The sequence below is a fragment of the Pseudoclavibacter sp. 13-3 genome, from assembly GCF_021168475.1.
In the GTDB taxonomy this organism is placed as follows: Bacteria; Actinomycetota; Actinomycetes; order Actinomycetales; family Microbacteriaceae; genus Pseudoclavibacter_A.
In genome coordinates, this window is the sequence record NZ_JAJOZT010000005.1 from 17,727 (window position 1) to 33,748 (window position 16,022).

The following is a 16,022-nucleotide window of genomic DNA, read 5'->3' on the forward strand; positions in this document are numbered from 1 at the left end:
ATTCTACGGTCGAGGTGCGACATCAGCGGCGCGGTCGCTGTTCCGTCCACTCGGAGCACCGCTGCTGGCATCCGGATGCCACCGGTCGACGCCGGGAACGGCGAGCGTGCGCAGCGTGGCGCGGGTCGCCTCTTCAACCGTTCGATCCGGCGAGAACCGCAGCCAGCCGATGCCGGCGAACAGCACCATGCCGAAGACGCCGGATGCCGAGATCGACGTGAGCGGGGCATCCGCCGACGCCTCATCGCCCCACGCCTCGACCAGGCACTCGTGGAACTGTTCGACGATGCCGCGCTGCAGCAGCGTCAGACTGTCGGCCCACGAGCGATCGGTGCGGAACAGCTCCGCGGCCAGGATCTTCGCCAGCTGCGGCCGCCGCTGCAGGATGCCGAACATCTCGTAGATCATGGCCGCCAGCGCGGCGCCTCCGCGACGCTGCGCGCGGGAGCGCTGCAGGTACTCTGCCAGGTCGTGGAGCCCACTGTGAACCAGCTCTTCGAAGATCGCGTCCTTTGACGCGAAGTTGTAGTACAGACTGCCCTTGGCGACTCCGGCGGCCTCGGCGATGGCATCCATCGAAGTGCCGCTGATGCCCTGGCTCGCCGCGAGCTCGACGGCCGCGCGCAGAATGGCCTCTCTGGTCTTCGACTGATGCATCAGACCTCGATCTCCGGGTGCAGCCTGGTCATATTCCAGACCTTCTGTCTCGCCGCGGTGATGGAGCTGATCGCCAGTGCGACGATCAGCATGCCCAGCAGGAAGGCGACGCAGCCCACCATGCGGCCGTCGATGCCACCGACGATCAGCTGTCGCATGCCTTCAATGGCATATGTTCCGGGCATGTACGGATGCAGCGCCTGGAAGAAGGCCGGGGTGGTCTCGATCGGGTAGGTTCCGCCGGCCGAGGTCAGCTGCAGCATCAGCAGAATGATGCTCACGACACGGCCAGGAGCGCTGCCGAAGACGATGATGAGCATCTGCTGCAGAGCGAGGAAGCTGAGCGAGACGAGCACCATGAACAGTGCCAGCCACACTGGCCGCTGAGCGTCAAGTCCCAAGGCCTGCTGCAACACGACGAAGAGAATGACCGCCTGCGCGATGCCCATGATGATCGCCGGAGCGAATCCGGCCATGACCGTGCGGAAGCCGCTGGCGTTACTGGCCATCGGGCGTTTCGGGAACGGACGCAGCACCAGCCAGTTGATCACGCCGCCGACGAAGAGGGCGAGCATGGTGAACATCGGGGCGAACCCCTGCCCCAGCGCCGAGGCGAGGTTGTGCTCGTTGGCGTCGACCTGCACCGGATCTGCCGTCGCCTGCGCATTGGACGCACGCGATTCGTCCGAGAAACTGGGCGCCTCAGCGGCGCCGTCTGACAGCTTGCCAGAGAGCTCTTGAGCGCCGTCGTTCAGCTGCTGCGTGCCATCGCTCAGCTGGCTGGCACCGCTGCTCGCGCTGTCGGTGCCGCTCACCAGATCGCTGGTGCCGCCTGCGAGTGCGGCTGCGCCGCTCGAGAGCTGCTGGGCGCCGTCGCTCAGCTGGCTGGCACCTGCAGCGAGCTCACCGGTTTTCTGAGCCAGGGTCTGCGCCCCGGTGTCGACCTGCTGCGTGCCTGCGGCGAGCCGCTGGGCGCCGGGCACGAGCTGGGTGCCCAGCGCCGTGCGGAATGCGCTCGAGCCCGCGCGGAGCCGATCGACCTCTGCGTGGTCGGTCGCCGCCTGGCTCTGCGCGGCCTGCAGCTTGGTGATCGCCGCAGACATGTCGTCCTTGTACGGCAGTTGGCTGCTCTCGACCGCACTCTGGATCTGCTGCCAGGAGGCATCCTCCGGCACGACGATGCCCTGGGCGGCGAGTGCGGCGACCAGTACGCCGCGCACGCTCACATCGGCCGTGTCCGCTTCGGCGGCGATGGAGTCGATCTTGCCAGCGAGCTGGCCGACGCCGTCGTCGATCTGCGCGTAGTTGTCGTTCGCCGTCTGCAGCCCCTGAGCGAGTGTCTGCGCGCCGGCGTCAGTCTGCTGCGCCCCCTGTGCGAGCGTCTGCGCGCCGGCCGCCAGCTGGGCCGAGCCGGTTTTGGCCTGCTGTGTGCCAGTGGCCAGCGTGGCAGCGCCAGAGGCGAGTTTGCTGGCCCCCGTGTTGAGCGTCACCGCACCCGAGGCGAGCGCGTTCATGCCGACCACCAGCTGCCCGGAGCCGTCGACCAGCTGCGTCGACCCATCGGCCAGCTGGGCCGAGCCGTCAGCCGCCTGATGGATGCCGTCAGAGAGCGTGTTGATGCCGACCAGAAGCGCGTTCGCGGTCTGCTCGGTGGTCTGCTGCGCAAGCGTGTCGCGCACCTTCGTCATCGCCGACTTGCCCAGCGTGGTGGCCAGATAGTTGTTGGCGTCGTTGTAGGTCACCTGAAGTTTCGCCGGCGCAGCCGCGTCGGTGCCGGCCGCTGCGATCGTGCTGGAGAAGTCACGGGGGATCACCAGTGAGAAGTAGTACTCGCCGTCGGAGACGCCGTCTGCGGCGGTCTTCGCATCGACGACACGCCAGCCGAGGCTGCCGTCCTCCTGCAGATGCTCGACGAGCTGGTCACCGACGTCGATCTTGTCGCCCTGACCCGTCGTTGCCGGCTCATCCTCGTTCACGAGAGCGACGGGCATCGACCCCATGTTGGTGGTCGGCGACCAGTAGGCCCAGAGGTAGAGGGCGCCGTAGATCAGCGGGAACAGCACGATGACGAGCACGGCGACCTTGGTGAGGCTGCCGCGCCAGAACCTTTTGAGCTCGGTGCTCAGCGTGGCGAACATGTTCATGCGTGAGGCTCCTGATCTGGCTGTGCCGCAGACGTGCTGAGAGAATCGATGCCGGCCGCACTCGTGGCCGCGGCGATCTGTGCGCCGGCCACAGCATCCGACGCCCGCCGCTCGGCGACGCGGTGCTCGATGCGTTCGCGCAGCCCGCGGGGCCCGCGATCACTGGTGATGTCGGCGATGCGCACCAGCTCGTGGTCGACCTGCAGCGGCGGCGTCAGTTCGAAGTCCCGTTCGTCGGACGACACCATCAGCACACCGATTCCGCCGCGGTTGAGCGTCTCGAGTCGGCGAATGATCTGAGCCCGCGCCTCGGTGTCATGCACTTGGTCGAGATCGTCGATCACCAGCACCTCTGGGTGCTCGATCAGGGCGAGGGCCACTTTGAGAAGAAACTCCTGTGTCTCGGTGAGGCCGCCGGCCAGCTGCCAGTGGTCGGGCAGCGCGATGTCTCCGAAGACAGCGCGAAGCGCGGCAGCAGTGCGCTCCTCGGTGAAGCGTGGCACGTACCTCCACCACGGCGACGCCCAGCGGGTGCGTTCGCGCAGCAGGTCGCCGACGCTCGCCCTCGGTTCGAGGTCGTCGATGCCCTGAAAGGCGACGATGCCGGTCAGCCGGCGCACGCGGCGCCCCTCTCTCACGATGTCGATGCCTTCGGTGAGCACCTCGCCCGCGCTGGGGTGCATGCGCCCGGAGGCGCAGAGCTGCAGCGCGGTGCGACCGTCGCCGCGGTTGCCGAGCAGCACCACGAAGCGGGTGCTCGACTCGAAGGTCAGCGGCCCGTAGACCTGCCCGCGCTTGGTGTGCAGTTCGGCCGCACGATATGCGATGAGGGCTGCGCCGTCGGAGTTCAGGCCCGATCGCATCGCCCGCCCCGAGCGGTCGGCACTCCGCGGGCCACTCTCGGCATCGTGCGACAGCCCCTGCCCGTGTTGTGCACGGGAGTCGTCGCTCGCATCTGTGTGCTGCACCTCTGCCGCCTTCGTCTCGATCTCGTCGTGTCGATCAGATGGTGCGCACGGCGCCAGCAGTCGACGTCGTTGTGACAGTCGCAATTTTAGACTGACCGGTCAGTTTTCTGCAATTGCCGCACCAGAGCACCCTGCGCAGCAACCCGCGCCTACTCGTGGTGCAGCGTCTCGCCCGCCTTCACTCCTGCGGTCTCGATCTGCAGCGTCGAGTGTTCGATCGAGATGTCGAAGTGCTGCGCCAGGCAGTCGCGCAGCTGTTCGAGGATCAGCGGCGCATGCCCGTCGCGAAAGCACTCATCGTCGACCACGACGTGCGCCGAAAGCACCGGCAGGCCGGTCGCAATCGTCGACGCATGCAGATCGTGCACCTCGCGCACGTGGTCGACAGTCAGGAGGTGCCGCCGCACCTCGGCGAGATTGAGTCCCTTCGGGGTGAACTCCATCAGCACCCGCATGGTGTCGCGCAGCAGAGCGAACGCACGCGGCACGATCAGCACCGCGATGAACAGCCCGGCCACCGCATCCGCCTGCTGCCAGCCGGTCGCCCAGATGACCACAGCCGCAGCGATCACGCCGACCGAGCCCAACGCGTCGTTGAGCACCTCGAGAAAGGCACCGCGCATGTTGAAGCTGGCATCGCGACCACCGGCCAGCACCATGATCGACAGCACGTTGCACAGCAGCCCGATCACGCCGAAGACGAGCAGCTCGACCGGTGGCACCTCCGGCGGCCGAAACAGCCGCAGCACGCCCGACACCAGGGCGTAGACCCCGACAGCCAGCAGCACGCCCGCCTGCACCAGCGCCGCGACGACCTCGAGCCGTCGGAATCCCCAGGTGCGCTCCGGCGACGCCGGCCGCAGCACCAGATGCGCCGTGACCAGGGCGAGCAGCAGCCCGGACGAATCGACCAGCATGTGCACCGTGTCAGTGGTCAGCGCGAGGCTGCCGGTCACTACCGCGCCGATCGCCTGCGCCACCAGAATCGTCGCCGTGACGCCGAAGGCGACGGCGAGGCGACGACGCTGGGAGCGTCCGCCGACTCCCCCGCCTGAAACCGAGTGTGTGTCGTGCATCATTTTCCCCCTCGCGCCGTCGGCGCCGCATCGGCGCTGCGCTCGATGCGTGCGTGATCATGCGGATGCTGCCCAGAGACGCCGGAAGCGGCGATCAGCGACTCTGCGGCGGCGAGCAGTCGACCCACCTCGGCCTCGGCGACGATCGAGTAGAACGATGATCGTCCCGCCGCACGAGCACGAACGAGGCCACAGTCGCGGAGGCAGGCGAGATGTGCGCTCACCGTCGACTGGGCCAGCCCCAAGTGGTCGACGAGCTGACGAACGTTGTGCTCGCCGAGCATCAGGTGGCGCAGGATGCGCAGCCGGGCAGGATCAGCAACGGCGTGGAACAGCCGAGCGCAGTCGGTGCCCCGAGTCGACGCCTGCGGAGAAGGTTTGATCGTCATAGAACGATAATATCGGTATCAGGCGATAGGCGATAGCCGAAAGGCTTCATCGTGCGTCGTTCGGCACCTGACTCGGTCAGTACACTCTTCTGAGACCCATCACCTGCAGCGTCCATCTGCAGCGTCACGTTCAGCATTGATCTGCAGGAGGAGCCGTCATGGCGAAGTCGACCCACGTCCACCACCCGGGCGAGGAGCATGTCGAATCGGTCGGCGAGAAGCTCAACTGGCTGCGCGCCGGTGTGCTCGGGGCCAACGACGGGATCGTCTCGGTCGCCGGCACCATCATCGGCGTCGCGGGTGCGACGACGAACACGGTGGCGATCGCCGCTTCCGGCATCGCGGCGCTGGTCGCCGGCGCCTTCTCGATGGCCGGCGGCGAGTACGTCTCAGTGAGCACTCAGCGCGACACCGAGAAGGCGATGCTCGCCAAAGAACGGCAGGAGCTCAAGACGATGCCCCGCGAGGAGTTCGACGAGCTGGTTGGCATCTACGTCGACCGCGGAGTGAGCCCCGAGGTGGCCAAGCTCGTCGCACGAGACCTGACCGAGCACGATGCGCTGCGCGCCCACGCCGATGCGGAGCTCGGCATCGACCCCGATGCGCTGACCAACCCGTGGGCCGCGGCCGGGTCATCCTTCGCGTCGTTCACCGTCGGTGCGCTCATTCCGCTCATCGCCATGCTGCTGCCGCTCGACCAGATGGTGCGCATCGGTGTCACCATCGTCGCCGTCGCGGTCGCGCTGCTGCTCACCGGATTCGTCAGCGCCACGCTCGGCGGCGCGCGACGCGGGCGGGCCGTCGTGCGCAACGTCGGCATGGGACTGCTCACCATGGTGGTGACCTATGCCGTGGGCGCTCTCTTCGGCACCGCCGTCGGGGCCTGACGCCTGTGCGCGCGGCTGTCCCGGGCGCAGATCGATCCCCCGAAGCAGTTGGGCGTTGACCGCCACGGCCACGGTCGAAGCCGACATCAGCAGGGCGCCGATGGTCATCGGCAGCACGAAGCCGAGCGGTGCGAGCACGCCGGCGGCGAGCGGCACCGCGATCAGGTTGTAGCCGACGGCCCACCACAGATTCTGCTGCATCTTGCGGTAGGCCTGTCGTGAGAGCTCCATGACCGAGACGACGGTGCGCGGGTCTGAGCCCGCCAGGACGATGCCGGCAGCGCCGCGAGCCACGTCGGTTCCGGCACCGATTGCGAGCCCCACATCGGCCTGCGCAAGTGCAGGCGCATCGTTGACCCCGTCGCCGACCATCGCCACGACACGGCCTTCTCGCTGCAGGTCTCGGACTCGCGCCGCCTTGTCTTCAGGGCGCACCTGCGCATAGACACGGTCGATGCCCACGGCTTCGGCGACGTGATCGGCGACTGCTTGAGCGTCGCCGGTCAGCATCATCACCTGACAGCCGCGCTCGTGCAGCGCCGCGACCGCCTGCTTCGACTCGGGGCGCACAGCGTCGGCGAGTCGAAGGGCACCCACCACTTGGTCATCGACCACCACGTGCAGAATGGTCGCCCCCTGGACGCGCCAGGCCTCGACGCCTTGCCGCTCCGCCGTCCCGATCTCCGCCGCCCCGGTCTCGGCCGCCCCACTCTCGGCCGACCCCAGCTCAGCCAGCCCCAGCTCAGCGAGCATCCCGGGGCCGCCGACACGAACGCGATGCCCATTGACCATGCCCGAGACGCCGGTTGCGGGTGCCGACACGAAGCCATCGACCGGCAGCAGTGTCAGCTCTCGCCGCCGCGCAGCCGCGACGATCGCGGTGGCGAGCGGATGCTCCGAACTCTGCTCGACCGAGGCCGCGGTCAGCAGCACCGCGTTCTCTGCGGCGCCCGAATCGTGGCGATCTGACATCGTCTGCGTAGCTGGCAGCACCGCGGTGACCTCGGGGCGCCCCTGGGTCAGCGTTCCCGTCTTGTCGAAGATCACGGTGTCGACCGTGCGCATTCGCTCAAGCGCGAGCCGGTCGCTGACCAGCACACCAGAGCGCGCCGCGATCTCGGTGGCGATCGAGACCACCAGCGGGATCGCCAGTCCCAACGCATGCGGACACGCGATCACCAGCACGCTGATGGCCCGGACGATGGCCTGATCAGGCCGCCCAGCGATCGCCCAGACGATCGCCGTGATCATGGCAGCGGCGATCGTGAACCAGAACAGCCACCCGGCGGCACGGTCTGCCAGACGCTGCGTGTGCGACGTGGACTGCTGCGCCTCGGCGATCAGCCGCTGAACGCCCGCGAGTGCTGTGCGGTCTCCTACAGCCGTCACGCGGATGCGCAGGCCGGAGTCTGTCGCGACGGTGCCGGCGACGACGTGGTCGCCGAACGATCGGGGCACTGGACGGGACTCGCCGGTGATCATCGATTCGTCGAGACTGGCCGCGCCGTCGACGACCACGCCGTCTGCCAGCACTGCACCACCCGGCCGCAGCAGCACGAGATCGCCCTCATGCAGCGCTGTCGGCGGCACCTGTTCGATCTGTTCGGCACCGTCAGCGCCGTGCGCGACCACGCGCTCGGCCACGTCGGGCAGCAGTGCGGCCAGCGAGTCGAGCGCAGACCCGCTGCGGGCGAGTGAGCGCATCTCGATCCAGTGGCCGAGCAGCATGATGACCACGAGCAGGGCGAGCTCCCACCAGAAGTCGAGCTCGTGACTCAGCAGATGCAACGACGCACCCCACGAGCTGAGAAAGGCGACGGTGATCGCGAGCGCGATCAGCAGCATCATGCCCGGCTGACGAGACCGAATCTCATCGACGGCGCCGACGAGGAAAGGTCTGCCGCCCCACGCGTAGACGACGGTGCCCAGCACAGGGCTCACCCAGGCGAGCCACCCGACCTCGGGCAGGCGGTAGCCGATGACGTCGGCGAACATCGAGCTGAGCAGGACGGTCGGTATCGACAGCACGAGCATGGTCCAGAAGAGTCGCCGAAAGCGCAGAACGTGCCCGGCGTGATGCATGTGCGCCATCGGGGCCATGCCCGTCGTGCCGCTGTGCGTCATCCCGCTGTGCCCCATGCCGCCGTGCTCCATCGGCATGTGCGACGTCTCGCTGCGGTCGTTCGGAGTCCCGTTCATGTCAGACACACTAGCCCGGCCCACCGACACCGGGAACCCCCGCTGCGAGTGCTTCTCCGCATACGTGGCGACCGGGCCGAACAGGTCGATCAGACGCCTCCGAACCGCAGCGACGCTAGCCGAGCATCCCGCCCACGGCGATGCCGATCATGCCGGCGATGAGGCATCCGACGACCATGCCGAGCCCATGGGTCACCGCCAGCCGCACCTTGCCCTGCAGCAGGAGTCGCCCTGTCTCGACGCAGGCGGTGCTGAACGTCGAATAGCCGCCCAGCAGGCCGACGCCGAGTACGGTGACCGCAGCCGCGACATCCGCCCCGGCCGAGCCCGCACCCACCGTCGGCGCGGCCGCTGTGGCCGCCCACCCGGTCAGCAGCCCCAGCAGCAGACAGGCGCTCAGGTTCACGACCATCGTGCCCATCGGCATGCCGCTCGGCGACGACTTGAGCCGCCAGCCGGTCACCAGCGTGTCGACGGTATAGCGCAGCCCCGAGCCGACGCCGCCTGCGACCGCCGTCAGCACAAGCAGTCCGAACGTCATGCCCGCACTGCCCTTCGCCCCATGACCAGCCCGACAACCGCTGCAGCGACCCCGATGAGGATGCTGCCGAGGGCGTAGAGCATGGCCAGCGTGGCGCTGCCTTCCGCGAGTCGCAGATCGACCTCCATCACAAACGTGCTGTAGGTGGTGAATCCGCCGATGATCCCGGTGCCGACACCGAGACGCAGCAGGCGCCGCAATCCCGCGGCCGCGCCACGGGCGAGCAGGCCGGTGAGCAGGCCGAGCACGAGCGCTCCCCCGATGTTGATCAGAAAAGTCGGCCAAGGCCACCCGGATGCCACCGGCAGGGCGGTCTCGATCGAGGCGCGAGCCGCGGTGCCGATCATGCCGCCGACGGCCACCGGCCAGATGCCCTGAAGCAGGTCACGCACGTTCACCATGCTGCAATTATGCGCTCACCTCGACGCGGCGACCGGCACGACAGGCCCAGGAGGTTCGGGAACCCCCAGAGTCACGGCTGTGAGCAGACCGTGGCGCCCCTTGATCTCGCAACACCATTATCAGGGTAGCCTTCATTATAAGTTTGGGTTGCCGAATAAATAAGGAGGGTCTAACCTCACTAAGGCATCATCAGACCTTTAGGGGAAGTCGTGGCACACAATCAGTCTCTGCAGAATCAGGCGCCGCTCGTCGTCGCGTCGCACGACGCGCGCCTCGCCGGGAACATGCGCGTCATCGTCAGCCTTGCGCTGGCGCTCATGGCACTCATCGGGGTGTCCCTCACCACGACCCCCACACACGCTGCCGCCGACACTGCAGAGAGCAGCAACCAAGACGTCGCGCTGAAGGTCGCCGACACTCTCGACAATGCCCTCGACGCCCTTGACAGCGCCGACTACGATTCGGCCTACCGCGAAGTGCAGAATGCCTACTTCAAGTACTACGACCCGCTGCTCGAAGGGCCGTCGATGTCGTTGAGCGGCAATCGCAAGCCCATGTTGGAAGGCCTGTTCGGCAAGGCCAAGTCGCAGGCCAAGGCCAAAGACGCCACTTCCGCTCGCAGCACCATCGAAAGCATCAAGCTGAACGTCGCCCGTGACGCCTTAGAGCTCGATGGTGTGATCGCAGATGACCTGCCTGAAGATCAGAAAGAGGCAGCTGCGCAGAAGCTGCTGGACCAGCGTACGACGACGACGGTCACGCCCGAGGCGCGCCGCGTCTACTCGTTCGTCACTGCCTTCACGATTTTGCTCCGAGAAGGGCTCGAAGCTCTACTCGTCGTCGCCGCGATCGTACTGTACCTGGTTCGGTCAGGTAACAGACGGCTGACAAAATACGTCTACTGGGGTGTGCTCGCCGGCATCGGCGTCTCCATTCTGCTGGCCGTGCTGTTAGGCGCGGTGCTCCAGAACGCGGGTGCCGGGCAGGAAATGCTCGAGGGCGGCACGATGTTCCTGGCGGTGCTCGTGCTCTTCTACATCTCAAACTGGATGCTCAGCAAATCCGACGAACAGGCTTGGGAGCGCTATGTGCGTGGCAAGGTCGATCAGTCGATCACCACGGGCAGCATGTGGCTCCTGTCGTTCGCGGCCTTCCTGGCCGTCAGCCGAGAGGGAGCCGAACTCGTGCTGTTCTATGCCGCTGCCTTCCAGGGCGGCATGGCTGACTCGTTCTGGGTCGGCATCGGTATCGCCGCAGCAGCTGCGCTTCTGCTCGGGGTCTTCGTCGTCTTCCGATACTTCGCAGTAAAGCTGCCGATCGGGATCGTATTCAAAGCAACCTCGGCTCTGCTGTTCCTGCTCGCAATCGTCTTCGTCGGCAACGGCGTGGTGGAGCTCGGGGAGGCCGGTTTCGTTCTGGGGCAGACGAGCATTCCATCACTCAGCTGGCTGACGATACCGGTGCTCGGGCTCTACCCACGAGCGGAAACGCTGCTGCCTCAGCTCATCCTCGTGGTCGCCGCGATCTGGCTGACCGTTGCACAGAATCGAGATCTGCGCCGGCAGAAGCACGAATCAGCCGAAGCCGAAGCTGAAGCAATGCTGCTCGCGACCGAGCCCACCGACTGACTGCGCTCGCACGCACGCACGCACAGCTTTCCCCGACGAGGTGGCGCTCAGCCACCCAGAGATAAAGGAGCAAAGAATGACAATGAACCGAATGACCCGCACCGCCCTGGGCATCTGCCTGGTCGCATCAGCCAGTGCATTGGCACTGACCGGCTGCTCGTCGAACGACAGCGGTGCAGCCAACAGCAACAGCGCTGAGAGCAGTGCGGCCGACACCAGTGACGCCACCACCGAAGACGCCCGGCTGGCAGCATCCGTGTGCGGCACCGCTGAAGACGACGGCCAGAACCACGAGATTCCCGTCGGCGATGCCGATCAAGGACCTTTCCACATGGAGGCCAACTACTTCCAGCCTGGCGACATGGCCTTCGACGGGGGCATGATGCCTGCGTACGCCGATTCGATCGCGCACATCGAACTCGACGTCAAGGTCAACGAAGAGGGCACCAGGTACGGCTGGTCAGTCGACGAGACTCCGGCCGATCTGAACATCGACTACACAGTGACCGACAAGTCAGGCAAGAAAATCGTCAGCGGCATGTTCATGGAGATGAACGCCGGCGACGGCTCGCACTACGGCACCAATATTCCGAAGACTGCCGAGGCCGCGGGGCTCGTAGGCTCTCTGGAGAATCCCGGCGACTACACCGTGACCTTCCACGTCGCGCCGCCGAAGAGCTACGGCTTGCACCAAGACAAGCGCACTGGCGTCGAGGCCACCGAATGGTTCGCCCCCTTCGATGTGCAGATGGATTGGCTCTACACCGCCGAGCAGAAGAAGTGCATCGTCGACGACCCACGCGCCTGATCGCCGGTGAGCGTTGATGGTGGCCCGGTCGTCATCAACGCGATCGCCTGTCCCTGTCACGAGTCGAGCGCCCGCCTGAGAGGAGACAGGCGATCTCTGTCTCGGCAGACGGCAGAGACAGACCGGAAAGCGGGCTCGACCACAGCATCCGGCGAGTAGAGTGAGCAGGTGTTCTCCTGGCTCGATCCCCATGTCATCCTCGCCGCGACCGGCCCGTGGGCGCTGGTCGTCTGCGCCGTCATCGTCTTCGCCGAGACGGGTCTGCTGATCGGCTTCTTTCTGCCTGGAGACTCACTGGTCTTTCTGCTCGGCATGCTCACGGGTGCCGCACAGTCGCAGAACGAGGCGCTCTCAACGCTGCCATTGTGGCTGGTCTGCCTCGTCATCGCGGTGATGGCGTTCGTCGGCGATCAGACGGGTTACACCGTCGGTCGCCTCTCACTGCGCAGCGAGCGCATCTCACGCTTCGTGCAGGGCAGACTCGCCCCGCACACCGCGAAGGCCAGCCAGTTCTTCGCGCGTTTCGGCGGGCCCGCGATTCTGCTCGCGAGGTTCATCCCGATCATCCGCACGTTCGTGCCCTTCGCCGCCGGTGTCGCCGGGTACGGTCGCACTCGATTTCTGTTCTGGAACAGCATCGGCGCGCTGGTCTGGGGCGTCGGGCTGCCGGTGGCCGGGCATCTGCTCGGCGGCATCCCCTGGATCGCCCAGCACGTTGACATCATTCTGATCGCGATCGTTCTGATATCTGTTCTGCCGATCGGCGTGCGATTCGCTCTCACGTGGCTGCGCAACGCGCGCACCACCGCGTGAGCATCATGGGGATGCTGTTCAGCGCCCGCCGTGCAGGCTGCAGCTCGCTAGACTAACAGGTGACAGATAAGGTTCGCTGACCTGCTGAGGATCGTTCAGCCAGTGAGCCATTCACACAAGGAGAGACACACATGTTCGCTGATTTCTGGTCAACCATTTGGAACACCATCTGGTGGCTCGTCACCTTCTTCGTGTTCGTGGCCTATCTCATGGCGCTGTTCTCCATCATCACCGATCTGTTCCGCGACCGAAAGCTGAACGGCTGGGCCAAAGCCATCTGGTTCCTCTTCCTGATCTTCCTGCCGTTCATCACAGCGATCGTCTATCTGATCGCCCGCGGCAACGGTATGGCCGAGCGCGCGGTCAAAGAGCAGCAGCAGGTCGAAGACGCCACGAAGAACTACGTACGCTCAGTCGCGGGTTCCAACCCGGCAGCAGAGATCGCACAGGCGAAGCAGCTGCTCGACGCCGGAACAATCACACCGGCCGAGTTCGAGCAGCTCAAGTCGGCGGCACTCGCACCTCGCGGCTGACCGATGGTCGCGCGACACCTCTGGCGCACCGCGGACATGGCCTTCGTCCTGTCCGCGGGCGCAGCGGTGTCTCTTGCACTGGTGGGCTGCGCCTCACCGAGTTCGTCTGCCTCCCCCGTCGGAGGCTGGGGGCCAACGGCTTCAAGCAGCCCATCGCTGACTTTGGAAGAGAGCGGTCAGTTCTCGGGCACTGACGGCTGCAATCGGCTCACCGGCTCCTGGAGCCAGCATGACCACACGGTTCAGTTCTCTCAGGTCGCAGCCACCATGATGGCCTGCATCGACGTCGACACCTGGCTCTCTGGTCTCGACCACGCCCAGGTGCACGGTGATGAGCTTCAGGTGTTCAACTCAGACGACTCGGTCATCGGCACCCTGGCCAAGCAGTGATCGACGCCGCCCCGCCTGAGCACAGGTCAGCGCTGACCTATTGGAGGCAGATGACTGAGTGGCCGCTCACAGCGGCTGCTCTGGTCTTTCTCATCGCCTATGCCTGGCAGGTGCTCGGCGAGCCCACTGGAGCCCCGCGGGCCGTTGCCGAATGGACCATGAACCTGACATGGGCGGTCTTCGTGGTCGACTACATCATTTCGCTGAGCTTGGCCCGCCCCCGCTGGCGCTGGTTCTACACCCACCTCTTCGACCTCGCGGTGGTCGCACTTCCGGTGCTTCGTCCGCTGAGACTGCTGCGACTCGTCACACTGCTCCGAGTGCTGCAGCGCACGGCCGGCACCGCTCTGCGCGGTAAGATCATCACCTACGTGATCGGGGCAGTCTGTCTACTGGTCTTCGTCGGCTCGCTGGCGATCCTCGAAGCAGAACGTGGGCAGCCCGGATCACAGATCGAATCATACGGTGACGCGCTCTGGAGGGCGATCGTCACGATCACCACAGTGGGTTATGGCGACGAGACCACCGTGACGATCACCGGCAGGCTGGTCGCGGTCGCCCTCATGATCGGCGGCATCACGCTCATCAGCACCGCAACAGGCACTCTCGCCTCTTGGATCGTCGAACGCATCCGGCAAGATGACGAAGCGAGTCAGGCGGCCACGCAGGCGCAGTTCCAGGAGCTTGAGCGCAAGCTCGACATCCTCATCGCCGCGCAACAGACCGCAGGTGACGCAGCTGGGAACGACGGAGCGCAGACGCGCTCGCCCGACGCGGCTTCGACCGTTGCCGTACACGCTGATGCGGCATCACATTGAGATTCGACCGCACGTCGACGTCACAATACCGCATGCCCTTGTGCATGGGCCTGCACTAGGGAAGAGTGTGCCTATATACAGATGACGGAACTCCGTTGTTGTTCTCAGACAGAGACTGGAGAAGACCGTGACTGAAACCACCCACACGACAGGCCCACCGGGCAAAGCCCAGGCACCACCGCAGGTGCAGATCTCGCGACCGACGCAAGGTGCACGCCCCACACGCGGCGGGCACACGCCCAGCAGCGACTACACCGAGCTCGCCCAGCGCATCCGCGATGAGGGACTGATGCGGCGACGCTACGGCTACTACTGGACCAAGCTGATCCTGACGCCCCTCGTGCTCGCAATCGGCGTCTTGGCGTTCATCTGGATCGGCGACACGTGGTGGCAGATGTTCACCGCAGCAGCATTCGCCGTCATCTTCACTCAGATCGCGTTTCTCGGCCACGACGCCGCCCATCGACAGATCTTCAAGTCAGGCCGCTGGAACGAGTGGATCAGCCTGATCGTCGGCAACCTCTTCGTCGGCATGAGCTACGGATGGTGGCAGAACAAGCACACCCGCCACCATTCCAACCCGAACAAGGTCGCCGCCGACCCCGACATCGCACCGGGGGTCATCGCATTCACGCCGGACGATGCCGAGGCACGGCGCAGCTCGACTGGCAGCTGGGCGATCGGCAAGCAGGGGTGGCTGGTGATTCCGCTGCTCTTTCTGCAAGGCGTCGCACTGCACGGCTCCAGCATCGGCCGGCTCTTCTCACGCCAGCGCGTCTCGAGACGCTGGGCCGAGATCCTGTTTCTGAGCATTCGCCTGGTGGCGTTCACCACGCTGGTGTTCCTCGTACTCTCCCCCGGCATCGCCGTGACTTTTCTGGCGGTACAGCTCGGAATCTTCGGCTTCTATCTCGGCGGATCGTTCGCGCCGAATCACAAAGGCATGCCGATCGTGCCGAAGAGCATGCGCCTCGACTTTCTGCGCCGTCAGGTGCTGGTCAGCCGCAACATCCGCGGCAGTCGCGTAGTCGACACGCTGATGGGCGGACTGAACTACCAGGCCGAGCACCATCTCTTTCCGTCCATGCCACGACCCCACCTGCGTCGGGCGGCCGTGATCGTACGCGAGTACTGCGCGGCGAAGGACGTGCGCTACACCGAGACCGGCCTGTTCCAGTCGTATGGCATCATCATCCGCTACCTCAACCAGGTGGGGTTGCGCGGAGAGACCGACCTGTTCGACTGCCCGCTGATTCAGCAGCGGCGCAGCATCTGACGGATGCCGTGGCAGCCCCGCCTCGAAGCTCAGCTGCGATTGATTATCTGGCCGGTGTCTCGCGCTAGGCACCGTCTCGCTCTTCGGCGGCCCGATGCGCATTGCCACGGTTGGCATTGGTGCGCTTGACCTCTTCGAGGGCACGCACGTCGTCTGCGGTCAGAGGCGACACCGCGGGCGGCCCGATGAACCTCAGCAGGAATCGAGTGAACCTGCTGTCGCTGGGTCTGCCGTCAGCCATCGTACGTTTGCGCGGCCTGCTCGAGTCGTCGGGAACGTCAGTCATCATGATCGTGAGCGTACCGAGGATGCGTGCAATGCTCTGCCACCTCGGTCGAGTCGTGCGGTTCGGATCTGCATGACACCACTACCCTCGTGTTGTCATACGAACAGCCTCACGGCGTCTGACGGTAATACTCTTGGTAATACTCTCGGAGGTGATCTTGCGAGCTGTAGGCATTGCCGTCATTGACCGATGAGAGTGCCTCGATCC

16 protein-coding genes and 1 pseudogene are annotated in these 16,022 nt (G+C 65.7%); 8 read left to right on the plus strand and 9 right to left on the minus strand.

Going from position 1 to position 16,022, the window contains the following annotated elements; all coding sequences use genetic code 11:
- Window positions 1-3: 3 nt before the first annotated feature.
- From LRX77_RS08935 to LRX77_RS08955, 5 genes are all read right to left on the minus strand, one after another.
- Entirely contained in the window at window positions 4-657 is a 654-nt protein-coding gene (locus LRX77_RS08935; protein WP_231832563.1) for a TetR/AcrR family transcriptional regulator, read from the minus strand.
- Window positions 657-2,801, minus strand: coding sequence for a YhgE/Pip family protein (locus tag LRX77_RS08940; protein WP_231832564.1), 2,145 nt, complete (start codon window positions 2,799-2,801; stop codon window positions 657-659). Before LRX77_RS08940 ends, LRX77_RS08935 begins: the two co-directional genes overlap by 1 nt.
- On the minus strand, window positions 2,798-3,769 hold the full coding sequence (locus LRX77_RS08945) for an ATP-binding cassette domain-containing protein (RefSeq protein WP_231832565.1): 972 nt from the start codon (window positions 3,767-3,769) through the stop codon (window positions 2,798-2,800). The genes LRX77_RS08940 and LRX77_RS08945 overlap by 4 nt, the downstream gene beginning before the upstream one ends.
- A gap of 149 nt (window positions 3,770-3,918) precedes the next feature.
- A complete protein-coding gene (locus LRX77_RS08950) occupies window positions 3,919-4,848 on the minus strand; it encodes a cation diffusion facilitator family transporter (RefSeq protein WP_231832566.1) in 930 nt (309 codons plus the stop codon).
- A complete protein-coding gene (locus tag LRX77_RS08955; protein ID WP_231832567.1) occupies window positions 4,845-5,234 on the minus strand; it encodes an ArsR/SmtB family transcription factor in 390 nt (129 codons plus the stop codon). Before LRX77_RS08955 ends, LRX77_RS08950 begins: the two co-directional genes overlap by 4 nt.
- Window positions 5,235-5,392: 158 nt before the next feature.
- On the opposite strand from LRX77_RS08955, the gene LRX77_RS08960 reads away from it, so the two are divergent.
- A complete protein-coding gene (locus LRX77_RS08960) occupies window positions 5,393-6,121 on the plus strand; it encodes a VIT1/CCC1 transporter family protein (protein WP_231832568.1) in 729 nt (242 codons plus the stop codon).
- Window positions 6,122-6,142: 21 nt separating this feature from the next.
- Here the strand turns inward: LRX77_RS08960 and LRX77_RS08965 are convergent.
- From LRX77_RS08965 to LRX77_RS08975, 3 genes and pseudogenes are all read right to left on the minus strand, one after another.
- Window positions 6,143-8,320 (minus strand): annotated as a pseudogene (locus tag LRX77_RS08965) (heavy metal translocating P-type ATPase); the annotation flags it as partial.
- A 115-nt stretch (window positions 8,321-8,435) separates the two neighbouring features.
- Complete coding sequence (locus LRX77_RS08970; protein ID WP_231832569.1) at window positions 8,436-8,861, minus strand: fluoride efflux transporter FluC; 426 nt, start codon at window positions 8,859-8,861, stop codon at window positions 8,436-8,438.
- Window positions 8,858-9,262 carry a fluoride efflux transporter FluC gene (locus LRX77_RS08975; RefSeq protein WP_231832570.1) on the minus strand — a complete coding sequence of 135 codons (405 nt, stop codon included), beginning with the start codon at window positions 9,260-9,262 and terminating at the stop codon, window positions 8,858-8,860. Before LRX77_RS08975 ends, LRX77_RS08970 begins: the two co-directional genes overlap by 4 nt.
- A 210-nt stretch (window positions 9,263-9,472) precedes the next feature.
- Here LRX77_RS08975 and LRX77_RS08980 point away from each other — a divergent pair, with 210 nt between their 5' ends.
- The 7 genes from LRX77_RS08980 (at window position 9,473) to LRX77_RS09010 (ending at window position 15,529) form a co-directional block, all read left to right on the plus strand.
- Window positions 9,473-10,891, plus strand: a complete 1,419-nt coding sequence (locus LRX77_RS08980; RefSeq protein ID WP_231832571.1) for an FTR1 family iron permease — start codon at window positions 9,473-9,475, stop codon at window positions 10,889-10,891.
- Between the two features lie 76 nt (window positions 10,892-10,967).
- On the plus strand, window positions 10,968-11,699 hold the full coding sequence (locus tag LRX77_RS08985; protein WP_231832572.1) for an iron transporter: 732 nt from the start codon (window positions 10,968-10,970) through the stop codon (window positions 11,697-11,699).
- A 168-nt stretch (window positions 11,700-11,867) separates the two neighbouring features.
- Entirely contained in the window at window positions 11,868-12,512 is a 645-nt protein-coding gene (locus LRX77_RS08990) for a DedA family protein (protein ID WP_231832573.1), read from the plus strand.
- Between the two features lie 131 nt (window positions 12,513-12,643).
- Entirely contained in the window at window positions 12,644-13,045 is a 402-nt protein-coding gene (locus LRX77_RS08995) for an SHOCT domain-containing protein (RefSeq protein ID WP_231832574.1), read from the plus strand.
- Window positions 13,046-13,081: 36 nt separating this feature from the next.
- Window positions 13,082-13,435 (plus strand): META domain-containing protein, encoded by a 354-nt coding sequence (locus LRX77_RS09000; RefSeq protein WP_231832575.1) that lies wholly within the window; start codon window positions 13,082-13,084, stop codon window positions 13,433-13,435.
- Window positions 13,436-13,485: 50 nt separating this feature from the next.
- The gene (locus LRX77_RS09005) at window positions 13,486-14,253 is read left to right on the plus strand and encodes a potassium channel family protein (RefSeq protein ID WP_231832576.1); all 768 of its coding nucleotides are present in this window, start codon (window positions 13,486-13,488) and stop codon (window positions 14,251-14,253) included.
- A gap of 190 nt (window positions 14,254-14,443) precedes the next feature.
- Window positions 14,444-15,529, plus strand: coding sequence for a fatty acid desaturase family protein (locus tag LRX77_RS09010; protein ID WP_231832666.1), 1,086 nt, complete (start codon window positions 14,444-14,446; stop codon window positions 15,527-15,529).
- 64 nt (window positions 15,530-15,593) lie between these two features.
- On the opposite strand, the gene LRX77_RS09015 is transcribed toward LRX77_RS09010, so the two are convergent.
- Window positions 15,594-15,818: a hypothetical protein gene (locus LRX77_RS09015; RefSeq protein ID WP_231832577.1), complete on the minus strand. Its 225-nt coding sequence runs from the start codon at window positions 15,816-15,818 to the stop codon at window positions 15,594-15,596.
- Between the last annotated feature and the right edge of the window lie 204 nt (window positions 15,819-16,022).

Excerpts from the sequence above, each read along its gene's own strand:
- LRX77_RS08940 (WP_231832564.1), bottom strand. The coding sequence starts at position 2,801 with ATGAACATGTTCGCCACGCTGAGCACCGAGCTCAAAAGGTTCTGGCGC.
- LRX77_RS09005 (WP_231832576.1), top strand. The coding sequence starts at position 13,486 with ATGACTGAGTGGCCGCTCACAGCGGCTGCTCTGGTCTTTCTCATCGCC.
- LRX77_RS08985 (WP_231832572.1), top strand. The coding sequence starts at position 10,968 with ATGACAATGAACCGAATGACCCGCACCGCCCTGGGCATCTGCCTGGTC.
- LRX77_RS08935 (WP_231832563.1), bottom strand. The coding sequence starts at position 657 with ATGCATCAGTCGAAGACCAGAGAGGCCATTCTGCGCGCGGCCGTCGAG.
- LRX77_RS08995 (WP_231832574.1), top strand. The coding sequence starts at position 12,644 with ATGTTCGCTGATTTCTGGTCAACCATTTGGAACACCATCTGGTGGCTC.
- LRX77_RS09015 (WP_231832577.1), bottom strand. The coding sequence starts at position 15,818 with ATGATGACTGACGTTCCCGACGACTCGAGCAGGCCGCGCAAACGTACG.
- LRX77_RS08950 (WP_231832566.1), bottom strand. The coding sequence starts at position 4,848 with ATGATGCACGACACACACTCGGTTTCAGGCGGGGGAGTCGGCGGACGC.
- LRX77_RS08955 (WP_231832567.1), bottom strand. The coding sequence starts at position 5,234 with ATGACGATCAAACCTTCTCCGCAGGCGTCGACTCGGGGCACCGACTGC.
- LRX77_RS09000 (WP_231832575.1), top strand. The coding sequence starts at position 13,082 with ATGGCCTTCGTCCTGTCCGCGGGCGCAGCGGTGTCTCTTGCACTGGTG.
- LRX77_RS08960 (WP_231832568.1), top strand. The coding sequence starts at position 5,393 with ATGGCGAAGTCGACCCACGTCCACCACCCGGGCGAGGAGCATGTCGAA.
- LRX77_RS08975 (WP_231832570.1), bottom strand. The coding sequence starts at position 9,262 with ATGGTGAACGTGCGTGACCTGCTTCAGGGCATCTGGCCGGTGGCCGTC.
- LRX77_RS08970 (WP_231832569.1), bottom strand. The coding sequence starts at position 8,861 with ATGACGTTCGGACTGCTTGTGCTGACGGCGGTCGCAGGCGGCGTCGGC.